The sequence below is a fragment of the Flindersiella endophytica genome (assembly GCF_054779015.1).
The window spans coordinates 243,404-262,219 of sequence record NZ_BAAGYY010000027.1 but is presented as its reverse complement, the minus strand read 5'-3'; the positions used below and the strand labels follow the sequence as shown (position 1 = coordinate 262,219).

Annotated in this window: 15 protein-coding genes; 10 read left to right on the top strand and 5 right to left on the bottom strand. The window is 66.5% G+C overall.

Features of this window, described 5'->3' with window-relative positions:
* Nucleotides 1-71: 71 nt before the first annotated feature.
* Genes ACYVF6_RS33550 through ACYVF6_RS33540 form a run of 3 tightly spaced genes read left to right on the top strand, consistent with a single transcriptional unit; the run spans nucleotide 72 to nucleotide 2,733 of the window.
* Nucleotides 72-836: an IclR family transcriptional regulator gene (locus tag ACYVF6_RS33550; protein WP_460527115.1), complete on the top strand. Its 765-nt coding sequence runs from the start codon at nucleotides 72-74 to the stop codon at nucleotides 834-836.
* Nucleotides 837-1,997, top strand: a complete 1,161-nt coding sequence (locus tag ACYVF6_RS33545; RefSeq protein ID WP_460527113.1) for a CaiB/BaiF CoA transferase family protein — start codon at nucleotides 837-839, stop codon at nucleotides 1,995-1,997.
* The gene (locus tag ACYVF6_RS33540) at nucleotides 1,990-2,733 is read left to right on the top strand and encodes a citryl-CoA lyase (protein ID WP_460527111.1); all 744 of its coding nucleotides are present in this window, start codon (nucleotides 1,990-1,992) and stop codon (nucleotides 2,731-2,733) included. Before ACYVF6_RS33545 ends, ACYVF6_RS33540 begins: the two co-directional genes overlap by 8 nt.
* Here the strand turns inward: ACYVF6_RS33540 and ACYVF6_RS33535 are convergent.
* Nucleotides 2,712-4,793 (bottom strand): outer membrane protein assembly factor BamB family protein, encoded by a 2,082-nt coding sequence (locus tag ACYVF6_RS33535; protein ID WP_460527108.1) that lies wholly within the window; start codon nucleotides 4,791-4,793, stop codon nucleotides 2,712-2,714. The genes ACYVF6_RS33540 and ACYVF6_RS33535 overlap by 22 nt on opposite strands.
* Nucleotides 4,794-4,937: 144 nt before the next feature.
* Here ACYVF6_RS33535 and ACYVF6_RS33530 point away from each other — a divergent pair, with 144 nt between their 5' ends.
* Together ACYVF6_RS33530 and ACYVF6_RS33525 are read left to right on the top strand one after the other, a co-directional pair.
* Nucleotides 4,938-5,879 (top strand): ThuA domain-containing protein, encoded by a 942-nt coding sequence (locus tag ACYVF6_RS33530; protein ID WP_460527106.1) that lies wholly within the window; start codon nucleotides 4,938-4,940, stop codon nucleotides 5,877-5,879.
* Nucleotides 5,880-5,968: 89 nt separating this feature from the next.
* Nucleotides 5,969-8,725 (top strand): TIM barrel protein, encoded by a 2,757-nt coding sequence (locus ACYVF6_RS33525; protein ID WP_460527104.1) that lies wholly within the window; start codon nucleotides 5,969-5,971, stop codon nucleotides 8,723-8,725.
* A 27-nt stretch (nucleotides 8,726-8,752) separates the two neighbouring features.
* On the opposite strand, the gene ACYVF6_RS33520 is transcribed toward ACYVF6_RS33525, so the two are convergent.
* Entirely contained in the window at nucleotides 8,753-9,103 is a 351-nt protein-coding gene (locus tag ACYVF6_RS33520; protein WP_460527102.1) for a hypothetical protein, read from the bottom strand.
* Nucleotides 9,104-9,606: 503 nt separating this feature from the next.
* Between ACYVF6_RS33520 and ACYVF6_RS33515 the strand changes: the two genes are divergently transcribed.
* Complete coding sequence (locus tag ACYVF6_RS33515) at nucleotides 9,607-10,260, top strand: dihydrofolate reductase family protein (RefSeq protein WP_460527100.1); 654 nt, start codon at nucleotides 9,607-9,609, stop codon at nucleotides 10,258-10,260.
* A 302-nt stretch (nucleotides 10,261-10,562) separates the two neighbouring features.
* On the opposite strand, the gene ACYVF6_RS33510 is transcribed toward ACYVF6_RS33515, so the two are convergent.
* Complete coding sequence (locus ACYVF6_RS33510; protein WP_460527209.1) at nucleotides 10,563-11,861, bottom strand: MFS transporter; 1,299 nt, start codon at nucleotides 11,859-11,861, stop codon at nucleotides 10,563-10,565.
* Nucleotides 11,862-12,276: 415 nt separating this feature from the next.
* Here ACYVF6_RS33510 and ACYVF6_RS33505 point away from each other — a divergent pair, with 415 nt between their 5' ends.
* The 3 genes from ACYVF6_RS33505 to ACYVF6_RS33495 are packed head-to-tail and all read left to right on the top strand — an operon-like array spanning nucleotide 12,277 to nucleotide 13,949.
* Nucleotides 12,277-12,444, top strand: a complete 168-nt coding sequence (locus ACYVF6_RS33505; protein ID WP_460527098.1) for a hypothetical protein — start codon at nucleotides 12,277-12,279, stop codon at nucleotides 12,442-12,444.
* A 33-nt stretch (nucleotides 12,445-12,477) separates the two neighbouring features.
* Nucleotides 12,478-13,554: a nitroreductase family protein gene (locus ACYVF6_RS33500; protein ID WP_460527096.1), complete on the top strand. Its 1,077-nt coding sequence runs from the start codon at nucleotides 12,478-12,480 to the stop codon at nucleotides 13,552-13,554.
* A gap of 32 nt (nucleotides 13,555-13,586) precedes the next feature.
* Nucleotides 13,587-13,949, top strand: a complete 363-nt coding sequence (locus ACYVF6_RS33495) for a hypothetical protein (protein ID WP_460527094.1) — start codon at nucleotides 13,587-13,589, stop codon at nucleotides 13,947-13,949.
* Nucleotides 13,950-14,047: 98 nt separating this feature from the next.
* Here the strand turns inward: ACYVF6_RS33495 and ACYVF6_RS33490 are convergent, their stop codons facing one another.
* Together ACYVF6_RS33490 and ACYVF6_RS33485 are read right to left on the bottom strand one after the other, a co-directional pair.
* The gene (locus tag ACYVF6_RS33490) at nucleotides 14,048-16,912 is read right to left on the bottom strand and encodes an AfsR/SARP family transcriptional regulator (RefSeq protein WP_460527092.1); all 2,865 of its coding nucleotides are present in this window, start codon (nucleotides 16,910-16,912) and stop codon (nucleotides 14,048-14,050) included.
* A gap of 420 nt (nucleotides 16,913-17,332) precedes the next feature.
* Nucleotides 17,333-17,887, bottom strand: a complete 555-nt coding sequence (locus ACYVF6_RS33485) for a dihydrofolate reductase family protein (protein ID WP_460527090.1) — start codon at nucleotides 17,885-17,887, stop codon at nucleotides 17,333-17,335.
* 109 nt (nucleotides 17,888-17,996) lie between these two features.
* Here ACYVF6_RS33485 and ACYVF6_RS33480 point away from each other — a divergent pair, with 109 nt between their 5' ends.
* The gene (locus ACYVF6_RS33480) at nucleotides 17,997-18,770 is read left to right on the top strand and encodes an AraC family ligand binding domain-containing protein (RefSeq protein WP_460527088.1); all 774 of its coding nucleotides are present in this window, start codon (nucleotides 17,997-17,999) and stop codon (nucleotides 18,768-18,770) included.
* Nucleotides 18,771-18,816 lie beyond the last annotated feature (46 nt).

Sequence of the window (18,816 nt, the reverse complement as noted above, 5' to 3'; positions counted from 1 at the left end):
GGCGGCTGGCAAGGTCCATTTAGTGGCTCATCTGATCCGCTACGTGGATTCCGGTGTTAGGCTTCGTCGGCATGAGAGACGGCTCCGCGGAATCCGGTGTACGCAGCGTCCAGCGGGCGTTCGACATCCTGTCGCTGTTCACCGAGGACCGTCCGAGCCTGACTATCCGCGAGGTGGTCGACGAGACCGGTCTGGCCAAGACGACGGCGCTGCGCCTGCTGCAGACCCTCGAGCAGATGGGGCTGTTGTGGGCCACGTCGAAGGGCTACACCGCCGGTCCCGCGCTCTGGCGGTGGGCGCACCTGGCCAAGCGAGCCTGGGAGTTGCCTCCGGAGGCGACGCAGCTCATGCGCGAGCTGGGCGGCCGACAGCGCGAGACGGTCAATCTCTACGTGGCAAGGGGAATCCACCGGGTCTGCATCGCCCAGCAGGAGAGCACGCTCCCGCTCCGGCACGTCGTACGGGTGGGTGACGAGCTGCCGATGTGGGGTGGGGCTTCGTCGAAGATCCTGCTCAGGGACGCGTCGGAAGCGGTGCTGGCGCGAGTGTGCCGGACCTCTCCGCACGGCAAGGACCACGTGGACGTGCTCCGGCAGCGGATCGCGCAGGCCGCGGCCGACGGCTACGCCGTGAGCCACGGAGAACGCGAGCAGGGCACGTCGGCGGTGGCCGTCCCCGTGACTGGCGGCGCTGGACAGATCGTCGCCGCGCTCACGCTCAGCGGGCCCACGGTGCGGTTCACCGACGACCGCGTACAGGAGTTCGCGGCCGATCTGCGTGACGTCGCCAAGCGGATGTCGGAGCGAGGGCTCGACCATCATCTCTGGAGCGTGTGAATGCAGGAGCCGCCGCAGTTGCCGCTTTCTGGGGTCAGGGTCGTCGACCTGACCAACGTCCTCGCTGGACCGTACTGCAGCTACCAGTTGGGGCTGTTCGGTGCCGAGGTGACCAAGGTGGAGATGCCCGGGGTCGGCGACCTCGCGCGGCACCTCGGTCCCGAGTCGGGGCTCAACGCGGCCGGCCTCGGTGCGTCGTTCCTCGCGCAGAACGCCGGCAAGCAGTCGGTCGAGATCGACCTGAAGTCTGCGTCGGGCAGGCAGGAGTTCGAGGGCCTGGTCAGTGCGGCCGACGTCCTGCTGGAGAACTTCCGGGCGGGCGTGCTCGCCAGGCTCGGCTACGACTGGGAGCGATTGCGCGAGCTGAACCCCCGCCTGATCTGTTGCGCGATCTCCGGCTTCGGTCAGGACGGCCCGATGAGCCAGGCGCCCGCTTATGACCAGATCATCCAAGGGCTGTCCGGCATGATGAGTGTCACGGGCACGCCGGCCACCGCACCGCTGCGTGTCGGCTTCCCGGTGTGCGACACGGTGGGCGGGTTGATGGCCGCGCTGGCCGTCTGCGCTGCCCTTGCGGGCCGGCACCGTACGGGCCGCGGCTGCTTCCTCGACCTGTCGATGCTGGAGGCCTCGATCTCCGCGATGGGCTGGGCGGTCTCCAACTACCTGGTGAGCGGCATCGAACCGGAGCCGATGGGCGACCAGAACGCCACCGCGGCCCCGTCCGGCACGTTCGAGACGGCCGACGGTCCGCTCAACATCGCCGCCAACCAGCAGCAGCAGTTCGAGACCCTGTGCCGTGTCGTCGGCCGCCCGGACCTTTCGTCCGACCCGCGCTTCGCCGCGCGCGAGGCACGCAAGCTGCATCGCGCGGCGCTCAACGTCGAACTCAACGAGGCGCTGAGGACCAGGAGCGCGCGCGAGTGGGAGGAACTGCTCGCGCCGGCCGGAGTACCGGCGGCTCGCATCCTCACCGTTGCGGAGGCGCTTTCACTGGAGCAGCTACACCATCGTGGTTTCCTTACCGACCTGAAGTTCCCAGACGGGTCGGACCGTGTCCTGCGCGTCGCGGGCAACGGCGTACTCCTCGATGGTGCCGCCCTGCGGCCTTCGGACCCGCCACCCCTGTTGGGCCAACACAATGGGACGGCACATGAGTGAGGCTGCCGACTGGTGGGGAACCGCGGTCTCGCGGATCGAACCCAACCGGATCGAGTTGCGTGGCCGGCCGGTTCAGGAGTTGATCGGCCAGGTCGGCTTCGCTCAGATGGTCTGGCTCCTGCTCCGTGGAGACCTTCCTTCCGTGCGGCAGGCGGCGTTGCTGGAGGCGGCGCTCGTCGCGGCCGTGGACCACGGGCCGCACGCCCCGTCGATCGCCGTCGCCAGGATGGCGATCACCTGCGGCGTCGGCCTCAACAACGCCGTCGCCACTGGCGTCAACCTGCTCGGCGACGTTCACGGTGGGGCTGGCGAGCAGTGCGTGCGTCTCCTCGACGACGTGGTCGTGGACGGCGACGAGGCTGTCTCCCGGTGGCGCGCATCCCATCGCTACCTGCCGGGCTTCGGACACCGGTTCCACTCTCACGACCCGCGTCGCGACCCCCTGCTCGCTCTGGTCTCCGAAGCGGTGGCCGACGGCGTCGTAGCCGGCGACCACCTCCGCGCGGCGCTCCGGGTCGAGGAGATGATCCATCCGGTCCCGATGAACATCGACGGCGCGACCGCGGTGGTCTACGCCGAGCTCGGGTTCGCCGCACCACTCGCCAGAGGGCTGTTCGTACTCAGCCGCAGCGTGGGGATCCTCGCGCACGCCTGGGAGGAGTCGGGGCAGGGGCGCCGCAACAAAGGGCCCCTGCCGCCGTCCATCCTGCCGACCTACCTCGAGACCCCGGAGTAGACCTCGACTTTCCCGGCGGGGCGGCCGTCGTTGAAGAAGTACTCGCCCGGCTCGGTGAACGTGCACTGGAAGGACTCGCCCGGTTTCAGCACGACGTCGAAGAGCCCTTCGAAGAACTGCGTCGCCCGGTGGACCTGGAGGTTGTCGGCCGGGTTGACGAACGTGACCGTCGTCCCTACTGGCACTCGCAGGTGGGTCGGCGTCACGGCGTTCACCGCGAAGGACTCCGTGGTCTGGCCCGAGACCCGGCCGAGCAACACAGTGTTGTCGACGGCGCTGCCCTCGACTGGCTCGCCTTGCACAGGGCGCCGGACGACGGGCGCGGACGGGGTGGCCGCAGGTGGTTGCTTGCCGCCCAGCTTGAACGCCCACAGGTGATCGCCCCTGGGTGCCGAGTCGCCGTAAGGGATGCTGGTGCCGCCGGCGTAGACCGCGACGTACTGCTCGCCGTCGACCTCGTAGGCGATCGGACTGCTGCTTACCGCCGCACCGGTCTGCCAGCGCCACACCTCGCGGCCGTCGCGTGCGTCCAGGCAGAGCAGGTTGCCATCAGGCTGGCCGATGAACAGCAGATCCGAGGCGGTGGTGAGGATGCCGTTGCCGTGCGCCAGTGAGTACGGCATGCGTTTCTTCCATCGGACGCGGTTGGTGCGCGGGTCGACGGCGACGATGCCGCCGGTCATGTACTCGCCGGGTGGACGCAGGCCGTTGGACGATTCGGTGAGCGAATGCGCCGCGGCCACGTAGCCGAATCCTGTGTAGACCAGCCCGGTGCTGTGGCTGAAGGACTGGTGGTTCCAGTCCGCGCCGCCACCGTGGCCCGGGATGGTGAGGATCGGCTCGTCCCAGTGCGGCGTGAACAACCGCCCGATGGTGAAGTTGGGTACAGCCCGGTTCGGGTCGCCGGGGATCTCGGTGCCGAGCGGCTGTAGCACGGGGACCTGCTCGGTCCAACCGCCCTGACGCGGGAACGGCTGGGTCGGCCAGGTCTGCTGCCTCGGCTCCTGCGGCACGGGCCGCTCGTCGATGCCCAGCGGCGCCGAGCCGTTCCGCCGGTCGAGGATGTAGTGCATGCCGGACTTGCTGCCATAGACGACGAGCTTGCGCATCCTCCCGTTGATCGGAGCGTCGACCAGGACCGGGGCCATGACGTTGTCCATGTCCCAGATGTCGTGGTGGATCGACTGGAAGTGCCAACGGTAGGTGCCGGTCGCGAGGTCCAGCGCGACGATCGAGTTGGCGAACAGGTTCTGGCCGCCGCGCTCCGAGCCGTCCTGGGAGGAACGGCTGCCCCGGGCGTTGCCGAACGTCCAGTAGACCAGGCCCAGGTCCGGGTCGATCGCGCAGTGCATCCACGGCGTCGCCCCGCCGGTCAGCGCGGACTGACCCTCCCAGGTGTCGCCGCCGAACTCGCCCGCCCCCGCCGCGCCCCAGAAATGCCAGAGCAGGTCACCGGTCTCGGCGTCGAAGCAGAGCGCCGCCCCGCGCGGACCGTCGTTGGTGCCGCAGTGCAGCCGGCCGTCGTGGTGGACGACGGCCACCTTCTCCAGGTTGCCGTAGCCGTTGTGCTGCCGCTCCCACACCACCTGGCCGGTCCGCTGGTCCAACGCGATGACCCAGTTGTCGTTGCCGCAGGTGAAGACCTTGCCCGCGCCGACCGCCACTCCCCGGCGGGTGACTGGCCCTCTGGTCTGGGTGTACTTCCACCTGACCGCGCCGGTGCGGCCGTCGACCGCGGTCACGTTGCCCAGTGCCGACTCGATGTAGAGCACACCGTCGACGGCGATGGCGGTGCCCTGGCTGTTGCCCGCCATCGCCCCGCCTTCGATGTTGTTGACCCAGGCACCCCTGAGCCGTCCGACGTTGCCGCGATGGACCCGGCGCAGCGTGGTGAAGTTCTGGTTGCCGAGGTTGCCGCCCACCTTGGGAAAGTCCCGGCCGGGAAGGTCCGGCCGGTTCCCAGTCGTCGTGGGGGCAGGCGGGGCGGCGCCGGCCGTACCGGCCTGGACGAACGCGGTCGCGGCGACGGCGCTCGCGAGTAGGTCCCGTCGACGGAGCATGACCGTCCTCTCGATTGGTCCACCAGGTGGACTCGAAGAACCAAGCAATGGACGCACGATAGGTCTTGTCCGGACCGCGGTCAACGATTACGTTCAAACCACTGTTCGGATCACATGGTCCATTTAGTGGTTCAGGAGGTCTCCATGCGCCTCGCGCTCGTCACCTTGCTGTTGGGCATCTGCCTCGCTCCCGATCCCGCTGTGGGCACAACGGCGAGTCCAGCCGACCACAGTGCGGCGGGGAATCTGGGCGACCCCGACTACGGCGTCTGCCGCGGCACCGACGTCCGGTGCTACCACGACTGGGGCAACTTCGACCCGGCCGAGGGTTACCGGCTGCTGGTCTACTCGCGAACGGCCGGGCCTCGCCATGCGCACCTCGGTACGCCGCTCGAGCCGGGGCTCAACCCGCCGTTGAACGCCGACAACGTGGCCCAGCGGGCGGTCGTCGAGCTCGGCGAGGAGAACGGCTTCGCCGTCGACTACACCGAGGACGTCACGCAGCTGTCCTCGGCCGGCCGGCTGCTGTCGTACAACGCGGTGATGTTCCTCAGTACCACCCGCGACACGCTCGACGACCCCGCCCAGACCGCGCTGCGCCAGTACATCCGCGCCGGCGGCGCGTTCGTCGGCGTGCACAACGCGTTCGGAACCGAGTACAACTGGCCGTGGTACGAGGGCCTGCTGGGCAACGCCAACTTCTACGACCACGCCGCCAACCAGGCCGGCGTCGTCGAGACCGTGGGCCGGCGCGACGCCTCCACTCGCGGCCTGCCGGAACGCTGGGGTTTCACCGACGAGTGGTACAACCTCATCCCCTATCCCACGCGTGTCCGGGTGCTGCTCGAGGTCGACGAGAGCACGCTCGCGCGCGGTGTGCGCGGCGGTCTCGGCCATCCGGGGCATGGGGAGCATCATCCGGTCAGCTGGTGCCAGTACTACGACGGCGGCAAGGCCTGGGTCACCACGCTCGGCCACGACGTGAAGGCGTGGACCGGCGAGCCGCTGGAAGGCGACCAGTACTTCCGCCAGCACCTGCTCGGCGGGATCAAGTCCGCCCTGGGGATGGCGCCCTTCTGCCGATGAACCCCGGATGCTCTTCCCCCTATCGGCGCGTTGGCGTATAACTAAGTATCTAGTTCGTACATTACGTCGACGCTGGGAGTGAGACGTCCATGCTCACCACCGAACCTGGCACGACAGGATTCGCCGAGAGGCCGTCGCGGAGTCCTCGCCTGGCGATCGCGACGGTCTGCCTGTCCGGCACGCTGGAGGACAAGCTGACCGCTGCCGCCGCGGCGGGCTTCAACGGGGTCGAGATCTTCGAGGACGACCTGATCGTGTCGCCCTGGTCGCCGGCGCGGATCCGGCAGGAGTGCGCCGCCATCGGCCTGTCGATCGACCTCTATCAGCCGTTCCGCGACTTCGAGGCCGTCCCGCCCGGGCTGTTCGAGGCGAACCTGCGCCGTGCCGAGCGGAAGCTCGACGTGCTCGAGCAGCTCGGCGCGGGCACGATGCTGGTCTGCTCGTCCACGGCCGCCGACGCCACGGATGACGACGACCTCGCCGCCGAACACCTGCACACGTTGGCCGATCGAGCCGCTCGACGTGGCCTGCGCATCGCCTACGAAGCCCTCGCCTGGGGGCGGCACGTGAACAGTTACGAGCACGCCTGGCGGATCGTCCAGCGCGGCGACCACCCTGCGCTCGGGCTGTGCCTCGACAGCTTCCACGTGCTGGCCCGTGGCGACGACCCCACCGGGATCCGGCACGTGCCGGGTTCGAAGGTCTTCTACCTCCAGCTCGCCGACGCGCCACGACTCGACACCCACGTACGCGAGTGGAGCCGGCACCACCGGCTGTTCCCCGGCGAGGGTTCGTTCGACCTGGCCGAGTTCGTCAGCCACGTCCTGGCCACCGGATACGACGGCCCGCTCTCCCTCGAGGTGTTCAACGACGTCTACCGGCAGGCAGATCCACGGCACGTCGCCATCGACGCTATGCGCTCGTTGATCGCGCTACAGGAGATGGTCGGTGCGGTCGGCCCAGGACCCGCGCCCGAGCTCAGCGGGCACGTGTTTACCGAGCTGGCTGTGGACGACGTCTCTGGCCCGGCCGTGGCGCGCACACTGACCGCGCTCGGATTCACCCACGCCGGGCAACATCTGTCCAAGCCGGTGCAGCTGTGGCAACAGGGTGCCGCCCGGATCCTGCTGAACTACGCGCCGCAACGGGCGGTGCCGGCCAGCACTGCGGGGATCTGCGCACTGGCCGTGGAGAGCTCTGACCCGTCCGCCTCCGCGCGGCGGGCGGAGCGTCTGCTGGCTCCAGTCCTGCCGCGTACCCGGCAAGGTGGGGAGGCGGACCTGGCATCCGTGGCCGCACCCGACGGAACTGCCGTCTTCTTCTGCCGGACCGGCGGAGACAACAACTGGCTCGACGACTTCGCTCCCACCGGCAACACACCACGCCGCGGCGACCTGGTGACCGGGACGGACCACGTCTCGTTCACTGAGCAGGTCGACGACTTCGACCAGGCGGTGCTCTTCTACCGTTCGGTTCTCGGACTGCGCCCAGACCCCGCCAGCGAGATCCCCGCGCCGTTCGGGCTGATCCGTAGCCGGGCAGCGACCGATCCGGCTCACCATGTCCGGATCACGCTCAACACGGCACCGTTGCGGCGAGGCGACTGGGCTCCGGCCGTACCAAGCCCGCAACACATCGCCTTCACCACCCACGACGCGATCGCGAGCGCGATGGCGATGCGGGCGATCGGCGCGCCGCTGCTGGCGATCCCCGGCAACTACTACGACGACCTCGAAGCCCGGCTGGACTTGTCACCAGACCTGCTCGCGGCGATGCGGGCCTACTCGGTTCTCTACGACCGCGACGCGGGTGGCGAGTTTCTGCACTTCTACACCGAGCTGGCAGGCTCGCGCGTGTTCTTCGAAGTGGTGCAGCGAACTGGCGAGTACGCCGGCTACGGCGCGGCCAACGGCGTCGCTGTACGCATGGCAGCGCACCGCCGGAGCCGGCTGGTCACGCTGAAACATCCGTCGTCAGTGCCGTCTCAGGTGCTGCCCGAGGGCGACCAGCGGCACGACTATTCATTGGCACACCTGACAGCGCTGAGCCTGTCCCCGCCCGAGTTGGTCGGAGCCGCCGCCGACGCCGGCTACCGGTACGTCGGCTTGCGCCTGACCCGGGTCACCCCGCACGAGCCGCACTACCCACTCGCCACCGACCCTGCCCTGATGCGGACGACCAAGGTCCGGCTCGCGGCCACCGGCGTCGAGGTCCTCGACGTCGAGCTGGCCCGGATCGACCCGACTGCCGATCCGCGAAGCTACCTGCGCTTCCTCGAAGCCGGTGCCGAGCTTGGCGCGCGCCACGTCATCGCCCAGCTGCCCGACCCGGACTTCGGCCGCAAGACCGAACGATTCGCGCGGCTGTGTGAGATGGCCAGGCCGCTCGGCCTCACCATCGACCTCGAGTTCCCGTCGTGGACACAGACACCCGACCTCACCGAGGCCACCCGCGTCCTGCGCGCGGCCGGCCAGCCCAACGCCGGCATCCTGGTCGACGCCCTCCACTTCGCGCGCTCCGGATCCAGCCTTGACGACCTGCGTGACCTGCCGTCGGAGTGGTTCCACTTCGCCCACGTGTGTGACGCTCCGGCCGAGGTGCCCACCACCGAAGCCGGGCTCATCTACACCGCCCGCTTCGAGCGCCTGTTTCCCGGCGAGGGAGGAATCGACGTACACGGCATCCTCGCCGCCCTGCCGGCCGGAATCCCGTACGCCCTCGAAATCCCCCACGCGACCAACGTGGCGCAGGTCGGCGCCAAGGAACACGCTCGCCTCGCCGTCGCCGCGGCACGCCGCCATCTCGATTCGGCCCAACTGCGTCCGTATCCAACCGAGGCAGCCTGAACGCGACGTTCGTCGACACTCCGGCCCTCAGAAGGTGCGCTCGACCACCTTCACCCGTCGAGTCGCCTGCAACGCGAGAAGCTCGTCACCGACATCGTCGTCGAGCACGGTGGTGACGGTGAGCTCATCGAGATCGTGTCCGGCCGATTCGGCGTGGCTGTCCTCGTGGTGGTGCTTGCCGGATGCTTCATGGCTGATCCTCTCGGGCCGGCGGTCGGAGTAGGCAGAGATAGCGTTGGCTCTGTGATCCACGTCGGCATGTGCGAGGGCGACGAGCTTGTCGCGGTTCGTGTCTACCGTGTCGAAGACGAGAAGCGGACAAGCCTGCTCTGGTCCGCGCTGGCAAGCCTCGTTCAGAAGCCGTTCGACGCGGGACATTCCACCTTGGAAGCCAACGCGAGTTCGAACGTGTGCAAGGCACGCTGGCGATCGCCTCAACGGACGAGATCGACATAGCGATTGACACTCGGCAGGCCGAAACGGGGATGTCATTCCAGCCGTCGGACATCCCCCGCAACCTTCGCTCTGGCACCTATTGGACCGGTGAAGGACCAGATCCACAATCAGCAAGCGATCTCGATAACGAGACAGACTGTGCGAAACACTAGAAGGTGCTGTAGCTCGACGCATCTGAGCGGTCGTGGTGCGGAGGTTCCGGACAGGTGTCGCGAGCGGTAGGACTCCCGTAAACCATGGTCTTGCCGCCCTTAGGGTGGCCGGTGTCCATTCCACAGCACGACGTCCGCTCTCCGGTCACCAACCCGGACCGAGACCAGACCGGTGCCGATCCGGGCGCCATTGGATGACCGATGACTTTTCGGTGCCTTGGCGGTCTGATCCTGCGGCAGAACCAAGTGCCCACTTGAACAGGAGAGCGTGCGATGCGATTGACGGTGATGTCCCATCTGACGCTGGATGGCGTGATGCAGAGCAACGGAGCGCCCGAGCCAGGGCTGAACGACGGTTTCGAGCAGGGTGGCTGGCAGGTGCCCTACTTCGACCAGGACCTGGACAGCCTCACCGCAGACTGGATCGCCGCGGCTGACGCGTTCCTGCTTGGCCGCAGGACCTATGAGATGTTCGCGGGGTACTGGTCGCAGGTCACCGACCCTGACGATCCGCGGGCGACCCGGCTGAACGGGCTGCCCAAGTACGTCGCGTCCACCAGCCTGGATCGGGTGGAGTGGACCAACTCCAGACTACTGCAAGGGCATGTGGCCGAGGCGGTCGCGGAGCTGAAACATCAACCGGGCAACGAACTTCAGGTCCACGGCAGCGCGGAACTGATTCGGACCCTGATGCGGCACGATCTGGTGGATGAGTACCGACTGCTTATCCACCCCGTCGTCTTGGGCAACGGCAAACGGCTGTTCGCCGAGGGCACGTCCCCGACCGCGCTGCAGCTGGTCGAGACCAAGACCACCAGCCGCGGAGCCGTTGCCCACACCTACCTGCCGGCCGGCAAACCCCAGTACGGCGCGGTCACCGTCGCAGAAGACGACGGCGTCGGAAGGGATCCAGTCACCCAGCGATAGCCAACCCGGACAGTCAGGTTCGATGCGGCATCCTTCTGGACGGTTGGCGTGAGCACCGCAGCCAGACGGTATGACGTGACGCCGTCGTCTTGATAGAGCTCAGCCGGCGCCGTCGAATGCCCATACGGGACCAGTCCCACGGCCCGAGGTCCTCGTCACAACGGCGTACACCTGGGATCAGCAGCTGTGGAGTTGTGCTCCATTGCTCGAGGAGCCCTGGCCGCGCGTGTCGCGGCCAGGGAGACGCACTCCCTCGCACGTGTATCACCAGTGGTTGTCGCGGCGCGGCTTGTACGGCGTCATCATGACTCGTCTCCTCCCTTCTTTGGTTGCCGAATCGGGGTACCGTCCCCGCCGCGTGCTCGGGGGATCGCTCGCAGGCGAGGTATCGGTGATCGGAGGATCGGCAGGATCCCGGCTGCGTAGCCGAGCGCGCCCAACCAGAGGACACTGTGCGGGCCGACCGCGTCAGCCAGCAGGCCGCCCAGGAGGCCGCCGAGTGGGAGTGCGCCGAACACCAGAGTGCGGACACTGGCGTTCATGCGCGCCCGTAACTGGTCCGGAGTGAGCGCCTGGCGGATGCTGACACTCAGGACGTTGATGATGGCGATAGCGGCTTGAACCAGTGCGAAGCTGATCATGCACATCGTCACCACAACGACAACTGGGAACGCGGCGGCCACCGCGAACGGCAACACCAGGGCAGCGGTGCCGCTCACGATCCACGCTCCCACATAGACCCGGCCAAGCGGCCATCGGCTGACGACACGGTTGGCGAGCGCGGCTCCAAGCAGGCCGCCGAAGCCGATCGACGACAAGACGACGCCGAGCAGAGTGGGACTGAGCCCAAGCTCGCCGACGGCGGCGATCAAGAAGACTGTGCTGGTCAGTGTGGCGAAGAAGTTGCCGGTCATGGCCGACACCGCGATCGCCACGATGTGGATCTCGGTGAACGCGAACCGCAGTCCACCCACCAGCTCCCGAACGACTTGCTTGGGCGTCGCTTGACGGCGGGGAGGATCGGGTTCGGGCCATCGGATCCTCAGCAAGGCTGCCGTACCGACCATGTACGACAACGCGTCGACCAACAGGGCGTAGGGCGCGGTGACGAGCTGGACGACGAATCCGCCCAATCCCGGCCCGGCCACATCCGCGGCCGAGTGGCTCGTGGCCACTTTCCCCATCGCGTCGACCAAGCCTTCGTGGGGGACCAATCCCGGCAGGTATGACATCCAGCAGACTTCGAACAAGGCGGCGCCCATGCCGATTCCGAGGGCGATCACCACCAGCACGGGAAACCGGAGCAGTGCGAGTGCTGCGAGCAACGGGACGAGACCGACGAGGACGCAGCGAAGCACATACGAGCCGATCATCAACGGCCGACGCCGGCGCCGGTCCGCCCACACGCCGAACAGGAGCGTGAACAACAGGTACGGAAGGTATTCGGCAAAACGGAGGATGCCCACCTCACTCGCGTCGGCATCCAGGGTGATCATGGCGACCAGCGGCAGCGCGACGAACGTTACCTGAGTGCCGACCTGAGAAGTCGTGTCGCCTATCCAGAAGGTTGTGAACGCGCGACTATGCCACGGCGACGCCATCTGGCGGCTGGACGCTCGCACGTTCCGGCTCCTCGGTGAGATCCATACACAGCATTCCTACGACGGCGAGCACGACTTGACGGAAATGCGGGCGTGCCCGGCTCGGTCACGCATCAACGTAGGCCGGCCGGCTAGCGCCGTTCTGGCGCGAAGCACCGCATGCGCGCTATCGCTTGAGTCCGGGTCAGGTCGGCGCTGGCGCGGTGCGCCAGTACGGCGCTAGAGACGGTCTCTAGTCTGGCCGGAAAGTCGGACAGAGCGACAGGAGGTAGCGGATGAGAAGGCGCGATCGCGATCTCTAGGTGAGGACTGCTGGCCTTTCGAATGCTGTCAGCGGCTCGGTAGGTCGGGTAATGCCGATTTGACTCACAACCACTTCGCAGCCGTTGTGGTTGCCTTCGGACAGGAGCGCACGATGAACATGATGGCCCTGGAAAACGTGATCGTCGAACTGACCGACGAGGAGCCCGACTACAGGCTCGGGGAGCAGCTGCTCAGCTGGGCTCCTCAGACCGCCGAAATACTGGCTGCGTGGTCTTCTCGGAGCGCGGAGACACCTTCAGCTGGGCTGAACGGCCAGTGAACAACGATTAGCCACTACGGAATATGGCTGCACGTGGACGACCCACAATTGAGGATCTCGTCGTGTGGTTTGCTGCTGCGGCAGGCCGACCAGCTGGTCTGGTACGACACACTGGCTCATCGCCGCTTCGCCCTGGGAGCCGACGCTGACACTGTCCTGCGGTGCTTCGCCACCTGGCAGCCACAGAGCCAGCTGCGGTCGCGGGCACGCGATGACGACCACGCCCGGTTCTTGGCCGCGATCGTGGAGCGGCTGCGTGCAGCCAACATCCTTGTAACGCGAGGGTCGCAGCGGCACCGTGTCGAGGACGCCAACGAGGCCGGCTGGGGCCGCTGGGGTCGACTGGCCGCCCTGTTTCATACCGAGACACGTAACCTGCGTGACCAACCGTTCCTCACCACTGAGCAGAACCAGCAGCGGCTGCGGCAACGTCTCGACAACGAACCGCCACCACCGATCTGCCGGGAGGTGCCGACATCGCACCGCGTGCCGCTGGCGTCGGCCGAGACCGCGGTGTGGTCCCATTCTGGCTTCCTGGACGTCCTGTCACGCCGTCGCAGCACCCGGTGGTTCACCGGTGAACCTGTGTCCTTCGAGTCGATCAGCGCGCTGCTGCACTGGGGCGGCGGGATCACCGAACTCGACCAGGTCACCCAGACCGCGTTCAAGACCTCCGCGTCCGGTGGAGGCAGACATCCCACCGAGATCCACCTCCACGCGCACCGAGTCAGCGGGCTCGAGCCCGGGCTGTATCACCTCAACACCCAGCGTGGCGTACTCGAGCTCCTCGGCCCACCACAGCCGATGGAACAGCTCGTGGAGTTGCTGGGCGACCAGGAATGGGTGGCTGGCAGTGGGTGCGTGGTGTTCTTCACCAGCGTGCTTGCGCGCAGCATGTGGAAGTATTCCACCCCCCGCACCTATCGCATGCTCCATGTCGACGTAGGTCACCTCAGCCAGACCGTGTATCTGCTGGCCGCCGCGCTCGGGCTCGGGACCACGTTCACCGCGGCGATCCAGGACGAGAAACTGGAAGATCTACTGCAGATCGATGCCGCACACGAACTGGTGATGGGTTGCTCGGTCATCGGCATGCCAGCACTCACCTGAATGTGGTTTCTCCTGAAGAGAAGGGAATCAAGATGCGTCAACTGATCCGCTCCTCACTGACCGGCCTCGCACTGACTTCACTGGCTCTGCTAACACCGGTTGCTGCTTCATCGGCGAATGCCGCACAGCCGGGAGTGCGAGTATCCGCGACGTCGGTGTCCAGTACGGGCACCTGCCACCCCGGAGCGGAAATTCGCAACAGCCCGTCTTCCAGTGCGCCGCTCAACGGCACTTGTGAGCCACCGCATTCGGTCACCGTCTTCTGCCTGATGGGGATGCCCAACGGCAGTAGCTGGGCCAATTCTCTCGACAACACAACCGGCGTGGCGGGTTGGATCAACCTGACCCAGATCGACGTCAGCCTCCTCAGACAGCCTGCCCTTCCCTGCACGTAGATGCGTGCCTGCGGCGCTGGCGTTCTGGTCGACGCTATCGGTGCGCCAGCGCCGCGGTAGTGACAGCTGCAATCCTTTCGGGTGAGGCGCCTAACTCGTCAGGACGGGTACCTGCGTGATCCGTCTGTCAGCCTTGCCTTGACCTTGTCGGCGTCTGGATGGTCAAGCTCCTTCAGGATGGCGAGGGCATGGCGCCAGTGGTGACGACCGGACTCGACATCATCTGCGGCATGGAGGGTGTCACCAAGCCTGGTGAGCGTATCGGCCTGCCCGTATCGGCGGCCTAGTCTCTCGAACAGATCGAGCGCCTGCCGGTAGCATTCGGTGGCCTGTTGGTAGTCGCCCTGCAAATGGTGAATGTAGCCGAGGCTGTCCCAGGTGTCAGGTTGGGTGAAGACGTCGCCGATTTCTTGCAGCTTCGTCAGTGCCTGCCGGCAGTACGTCAGGGCATTCTGATAGTCGCCCAGCTGAGCCAGACGCCAGCCGATCGCGTTCAGTGCGCTGGATTCGGCCCTTGCCGATCCGGCCTCCCGAAACAGCGCCGCCGCGCGCATGTCGTGGTCGAGCGCCTCCGAATCGCGCTGCTGTCTACCCAGTACCAGGCCGAGATCCTGAAGTGCGGCACCCTGTCCTTCCGAATCCCCCAACGCGATGGCGATCTCCAACGCTCGCCGCAGATGTGTCTCGGCTTCGTCGAAACGGTCCACCATCGCATACACCCTGCCAAGGTCACGGTGCACCCAAGCCTGCGTCTCCTGGTCGTCCAGTCGTCGCGCCAGATCCAGCGCGATGCGAAAGCTGGTCTCCTTGTCGTGCCAGAGACCCCGGCGCTGACAGAAGTCGCTCAGTGCCCAGACCAACTGCAGGACCTGTGCCCTCAGCCCGTTGGAGGCCGCCAGAGACACAACCGCCAAGAGCACAGACCGCTCGGCGTCGAACCATGACATCGCCTGTCCTTCGTCGGTGATCTGCTGCGTCGGGCCATCCGGTTGCAGGAGGCCAGCCAGGTCAGTACGTCGCCGCGGATCCAGGATCATGGCGGCCGCGTAGGCTGTGCCGGCGTAGTGACGGGCGATCCGTTGGATCGCGAGGTGCCGCTCGGCTGCGGTGTGCTGGCTGTGGGCGAGTTCGTACGCATACGTGCGGAGCAGGTCGTGCAGAACGAACCGGCCGGGTCGATGCTCGGTGACGAGCTGGGCGTCGGTGAGCTCGCCTAGCTGGGCTCGAACCTCTTTGGTGGACGTAGATGTGAGGCTCGCCGCTGCCGGCACGGTGATGTCGGGGCCAGGGTGCAGTCCAAGCAGCCGGAACAGCCGGGCACTTTCCGAACGAAGCGCTTGGTAGGACCAGGAGAACACGGTTCGGAGGTTCGTCGCAGGATCGCCACCACCGAACGGATCGAGGTTCGGCGGTGAGTCACGCAGTTGCCGGACCTGTGAGTGCAGTGGAAGCTCGGGGTGTGTGGCGGCTCGTGCCGCCACAATGGCCAAGGCCAACGGGAGTCCCCCGCAGTTGGCGATAATGTCGCGGGTGGCTTGCGGCTCCGCGGTCACCATCCCGCCGCCGAGGCGATGGACCAGGAGATCGTGCGCCTCGATGACGCTGAGCGGACCGAGAGCAAGCGGTTGGGCGGCTTCCGCGGCGACCAGCCCGCCCAGTCGCCTGCGGCTGGTGACCAGGGCCAGACATCCGACCGACGCGGGTAGCAGGGGACGTACCTGTCCCTCGTCCGCGGCGTTGTCGAGTATCACCAGCACCCGCTTACCAGCCAGCAGTGAGCGGTACAGGGCGACCTGCGAGACCGGCTCGCGCGGAATCCGCGCCGGGATGACGCCCAGGGCGTCCAAGAAGAAGCGGACCGCCTCGGACCATCGCATAGCCCCTCCGGACGGGGCGAAGCCGTGGAGGTTCACGTACAACTGTCCGTCTGGGAAACAGTCAGAAACCCGGTGAGCCCAGTGCACGGCGAGGGTCGTCTTTCCGATGCCGGCAGTTCCCGTGATCAGGAAGACCGCCGGCGGTGACAGCGCCGTATCGCCGGCATCGGGGAGCAGGGCGTCAAGAGTCTTCAGCTCCTCGACTCTGCCGGCGAAACCGCGGATGCCCAACGGAAGTGACCGTGGCTCGATGCTCTCTCGCGGGCCCGGTGCCAGCTCCTCCGCCAGATCCTCCGCCAGGTCCTCCACCTGGCTCGGTGCCACAGGCGCGACGGTAGCGCCAGCCGTACCTGAGAGGATCTGCTGATGCAGCTCCCGCGTCGATGGGCTTGGCTCGATGCCGAGGTCGTCGTCGAGCAGCCGGTAGAGCCTTTGGTACGTCTCCAGCGCATCGGCCTGCCTACCAGCCTGGTACTGCGCTCTCATCAGCAGCTCCCAGAACCCTTCTCGGTATGGGTGCGTCGCTGTCAGAGACTCCAGCTGGCGGATCATCGACAGGCGTCCTCCCAGCTGCAGATTGGCTGCCAGGTGCCACTCAGTGGCGTCCAGGCGCATCATCTCCAACCCGTTCGCATATTCCCGGACTGCCGAGACCTCGATACCGGCGAAGGCTTCGCCTCGCCACAGCTCCAGCGCGGTCCCCAACAGCTCGGACGCAGCTCCATAATCTCCACTGTCGAGCGCCTGTTGCCCGGCTGCGACAGACCGTTCGAACCGGTACAGATCAACCGATTGCGGCACGACACGCAGGATGTACCCCTGCGAGCTCCCGCTCAACACCGCCGCGTGCGGATCCGGCGATGTGGCGAGAGTCCGTCGGAGGCGGTAGACCAGCGAATGCAACGTAGCCTTGGCCGTCGCCGGAGCCTCGCCAGACCACAACATGTCGACCAGATGATCCGGCTCGATGACAGTGTTGACCTGAATCAGCAATGCCGCGAGGAGCGCCTGTTGCTTGGCCGCTCTTAGCTCGACTCGCGACCTGTTGTCCCATATTTCCATCGGCCCCAGTACGCGAAACTCCACGATCCTGCCTACGTCGACGCTTGCCAGTGACATTGACCGGGCAATGGGCTCAGTCTGCCATACAGGCGTACGCTTTTGTCCTCCGCCGGATCGCTTCCAGGCTTGTTGTCTACCTAGAGAAATGCCGCCCAGTGGCAAAGGCGGACTGCGGATGAATCCGGCGAGGCCTGAGCCTGGAAAAACGCGCATTCGGCATAACCGCTTCGCACATTCAAGGCGTTCAAGCGGATCGGCCTTACCAACCTGATCAAACGACTCCGACCAGAAACTCTGCACCGTGCCCATTCGGTCACAGGTGAGTGTTGCACGGCGCTTTCGTAGAGCGGCGGCAGCCTGCACGGAGGATGGCGGCCGGACATACCGGCCTCGGCTCCTTGTGTCGGGTTCGGGCACGCTGGCGAGTGTTGGCGGGGGCGGAGTCTAGCTCCGCCGATATCTCAGGTAGACGACCTGTGAGAAGTTCCGGGTCTCGATGAGTTCGAGGTCGAATCGCTTCGGCAGTGGCGGGAAGAACGGTGTGCCGCCGCCCAGCAGCACGGGGTTGACGAACAGCCGGTACTCATCGATGAGGCCCAACTCGGCAAGTGAAGCCGCGAACCTGGCGCCGCCGACGGACACGATGCCGCTGCCGGGTTGACTCTTCAGTTCGTCAACCTCGTCGGCGACATCACGCCGCGCCAGCCGGGCGTTGCCCTCCACCTTTGTCAGCGTGGTCGAGAACACTACCTTCGGGATCGCCGTCCACAAGCGAGCGAACTCGAGGGCCACTGGGTCAGTGTGGATCTGTTCGGCTGTCTCCCAGCCCAGCATGTCCTCGTAGAGCCCTCGCCCGGACAGATGCCCGACGAGCTCTCTGGTCTGCTCGTTGTGGAACCGCATCAGTTCTCCGTCAGGCGCAGCCCAATCGATTGCGCCATCGGGGCCGGCGATGTAACCGTCCAGCGACACGGACATGGAGTAAATCAGCGTACGCATCAGTTTCCCTCTCCTGAGGTGCCTTGCTGCAACACTGTAGGCTCCCCGAGGTATGACCGTCCCTGCTGATTCGGCCAAAGATCGGTTCCAAACGGCCACCACGGGTCTGGTGGATCTGCGGAAGAACGGCCGCTGGTTGGGCGGCAGCACCGTGTACGAAGGTGAGCAGTTGCGCACTGGCTGGCACCTCCACGATGTGCACGAGATCGAGTACGCATGCCGAGGGCTCGTAGAGGTCAATACCGAGGCTGGTCATTACCTCCTGCCACCCCACCAAGCAGCATGGATCCCGGCTGGCTTGCGGCACCAGACGACGTTGAACGCCGATGTGCGTACCATCGCGGTGCTGTTCGAGCCACGGCTTGTTCCGACGGCCGGGGACCGGGTTCGGATCATCGCCGTCTCCGCCCTGCTTCGCGAGATGATGCTCTACTCAGTGCGATGGCCGATCTCACGTACCGAGTCAGGGCTGGAGGCCGATTCCTTCTTCCAGGCTCTCGGGTACGTCGTCGCGGAGGCACTGGACGACGAGCAGCCACTGAGCTTGCCGGTCTCGGCTGATCCGCTTGTCAGAGCGGTTACCGACTACACCCGAGCTCACCTCGCCGACGTCACGGTCGCCGATGTAACTCGGGCAGTCGGGGTTTCGGAACGAACACTGCGCCGGCACTTCCACGCTCGGCTGGGAATGTCATGGCGAAGCTACCTCCTACGTGCCCGCATCCTTCGATCGATGGCCCTGCTGGCCCAGCCGGACGGTTCGATCCTCGAGGTGTCCATCGCCGTGGGATTCGACGACGTCGGAGCGTTCGCCCGATCCTTCGCCAGGCACTGCGGGGAGTCGCCGTCGGCCTACAGGCGTCGAGTCAGCGATGCCCCATGACCAGATCCCCTGCACACAGCGAACAACTAGCTGGTTCTGATCGGGC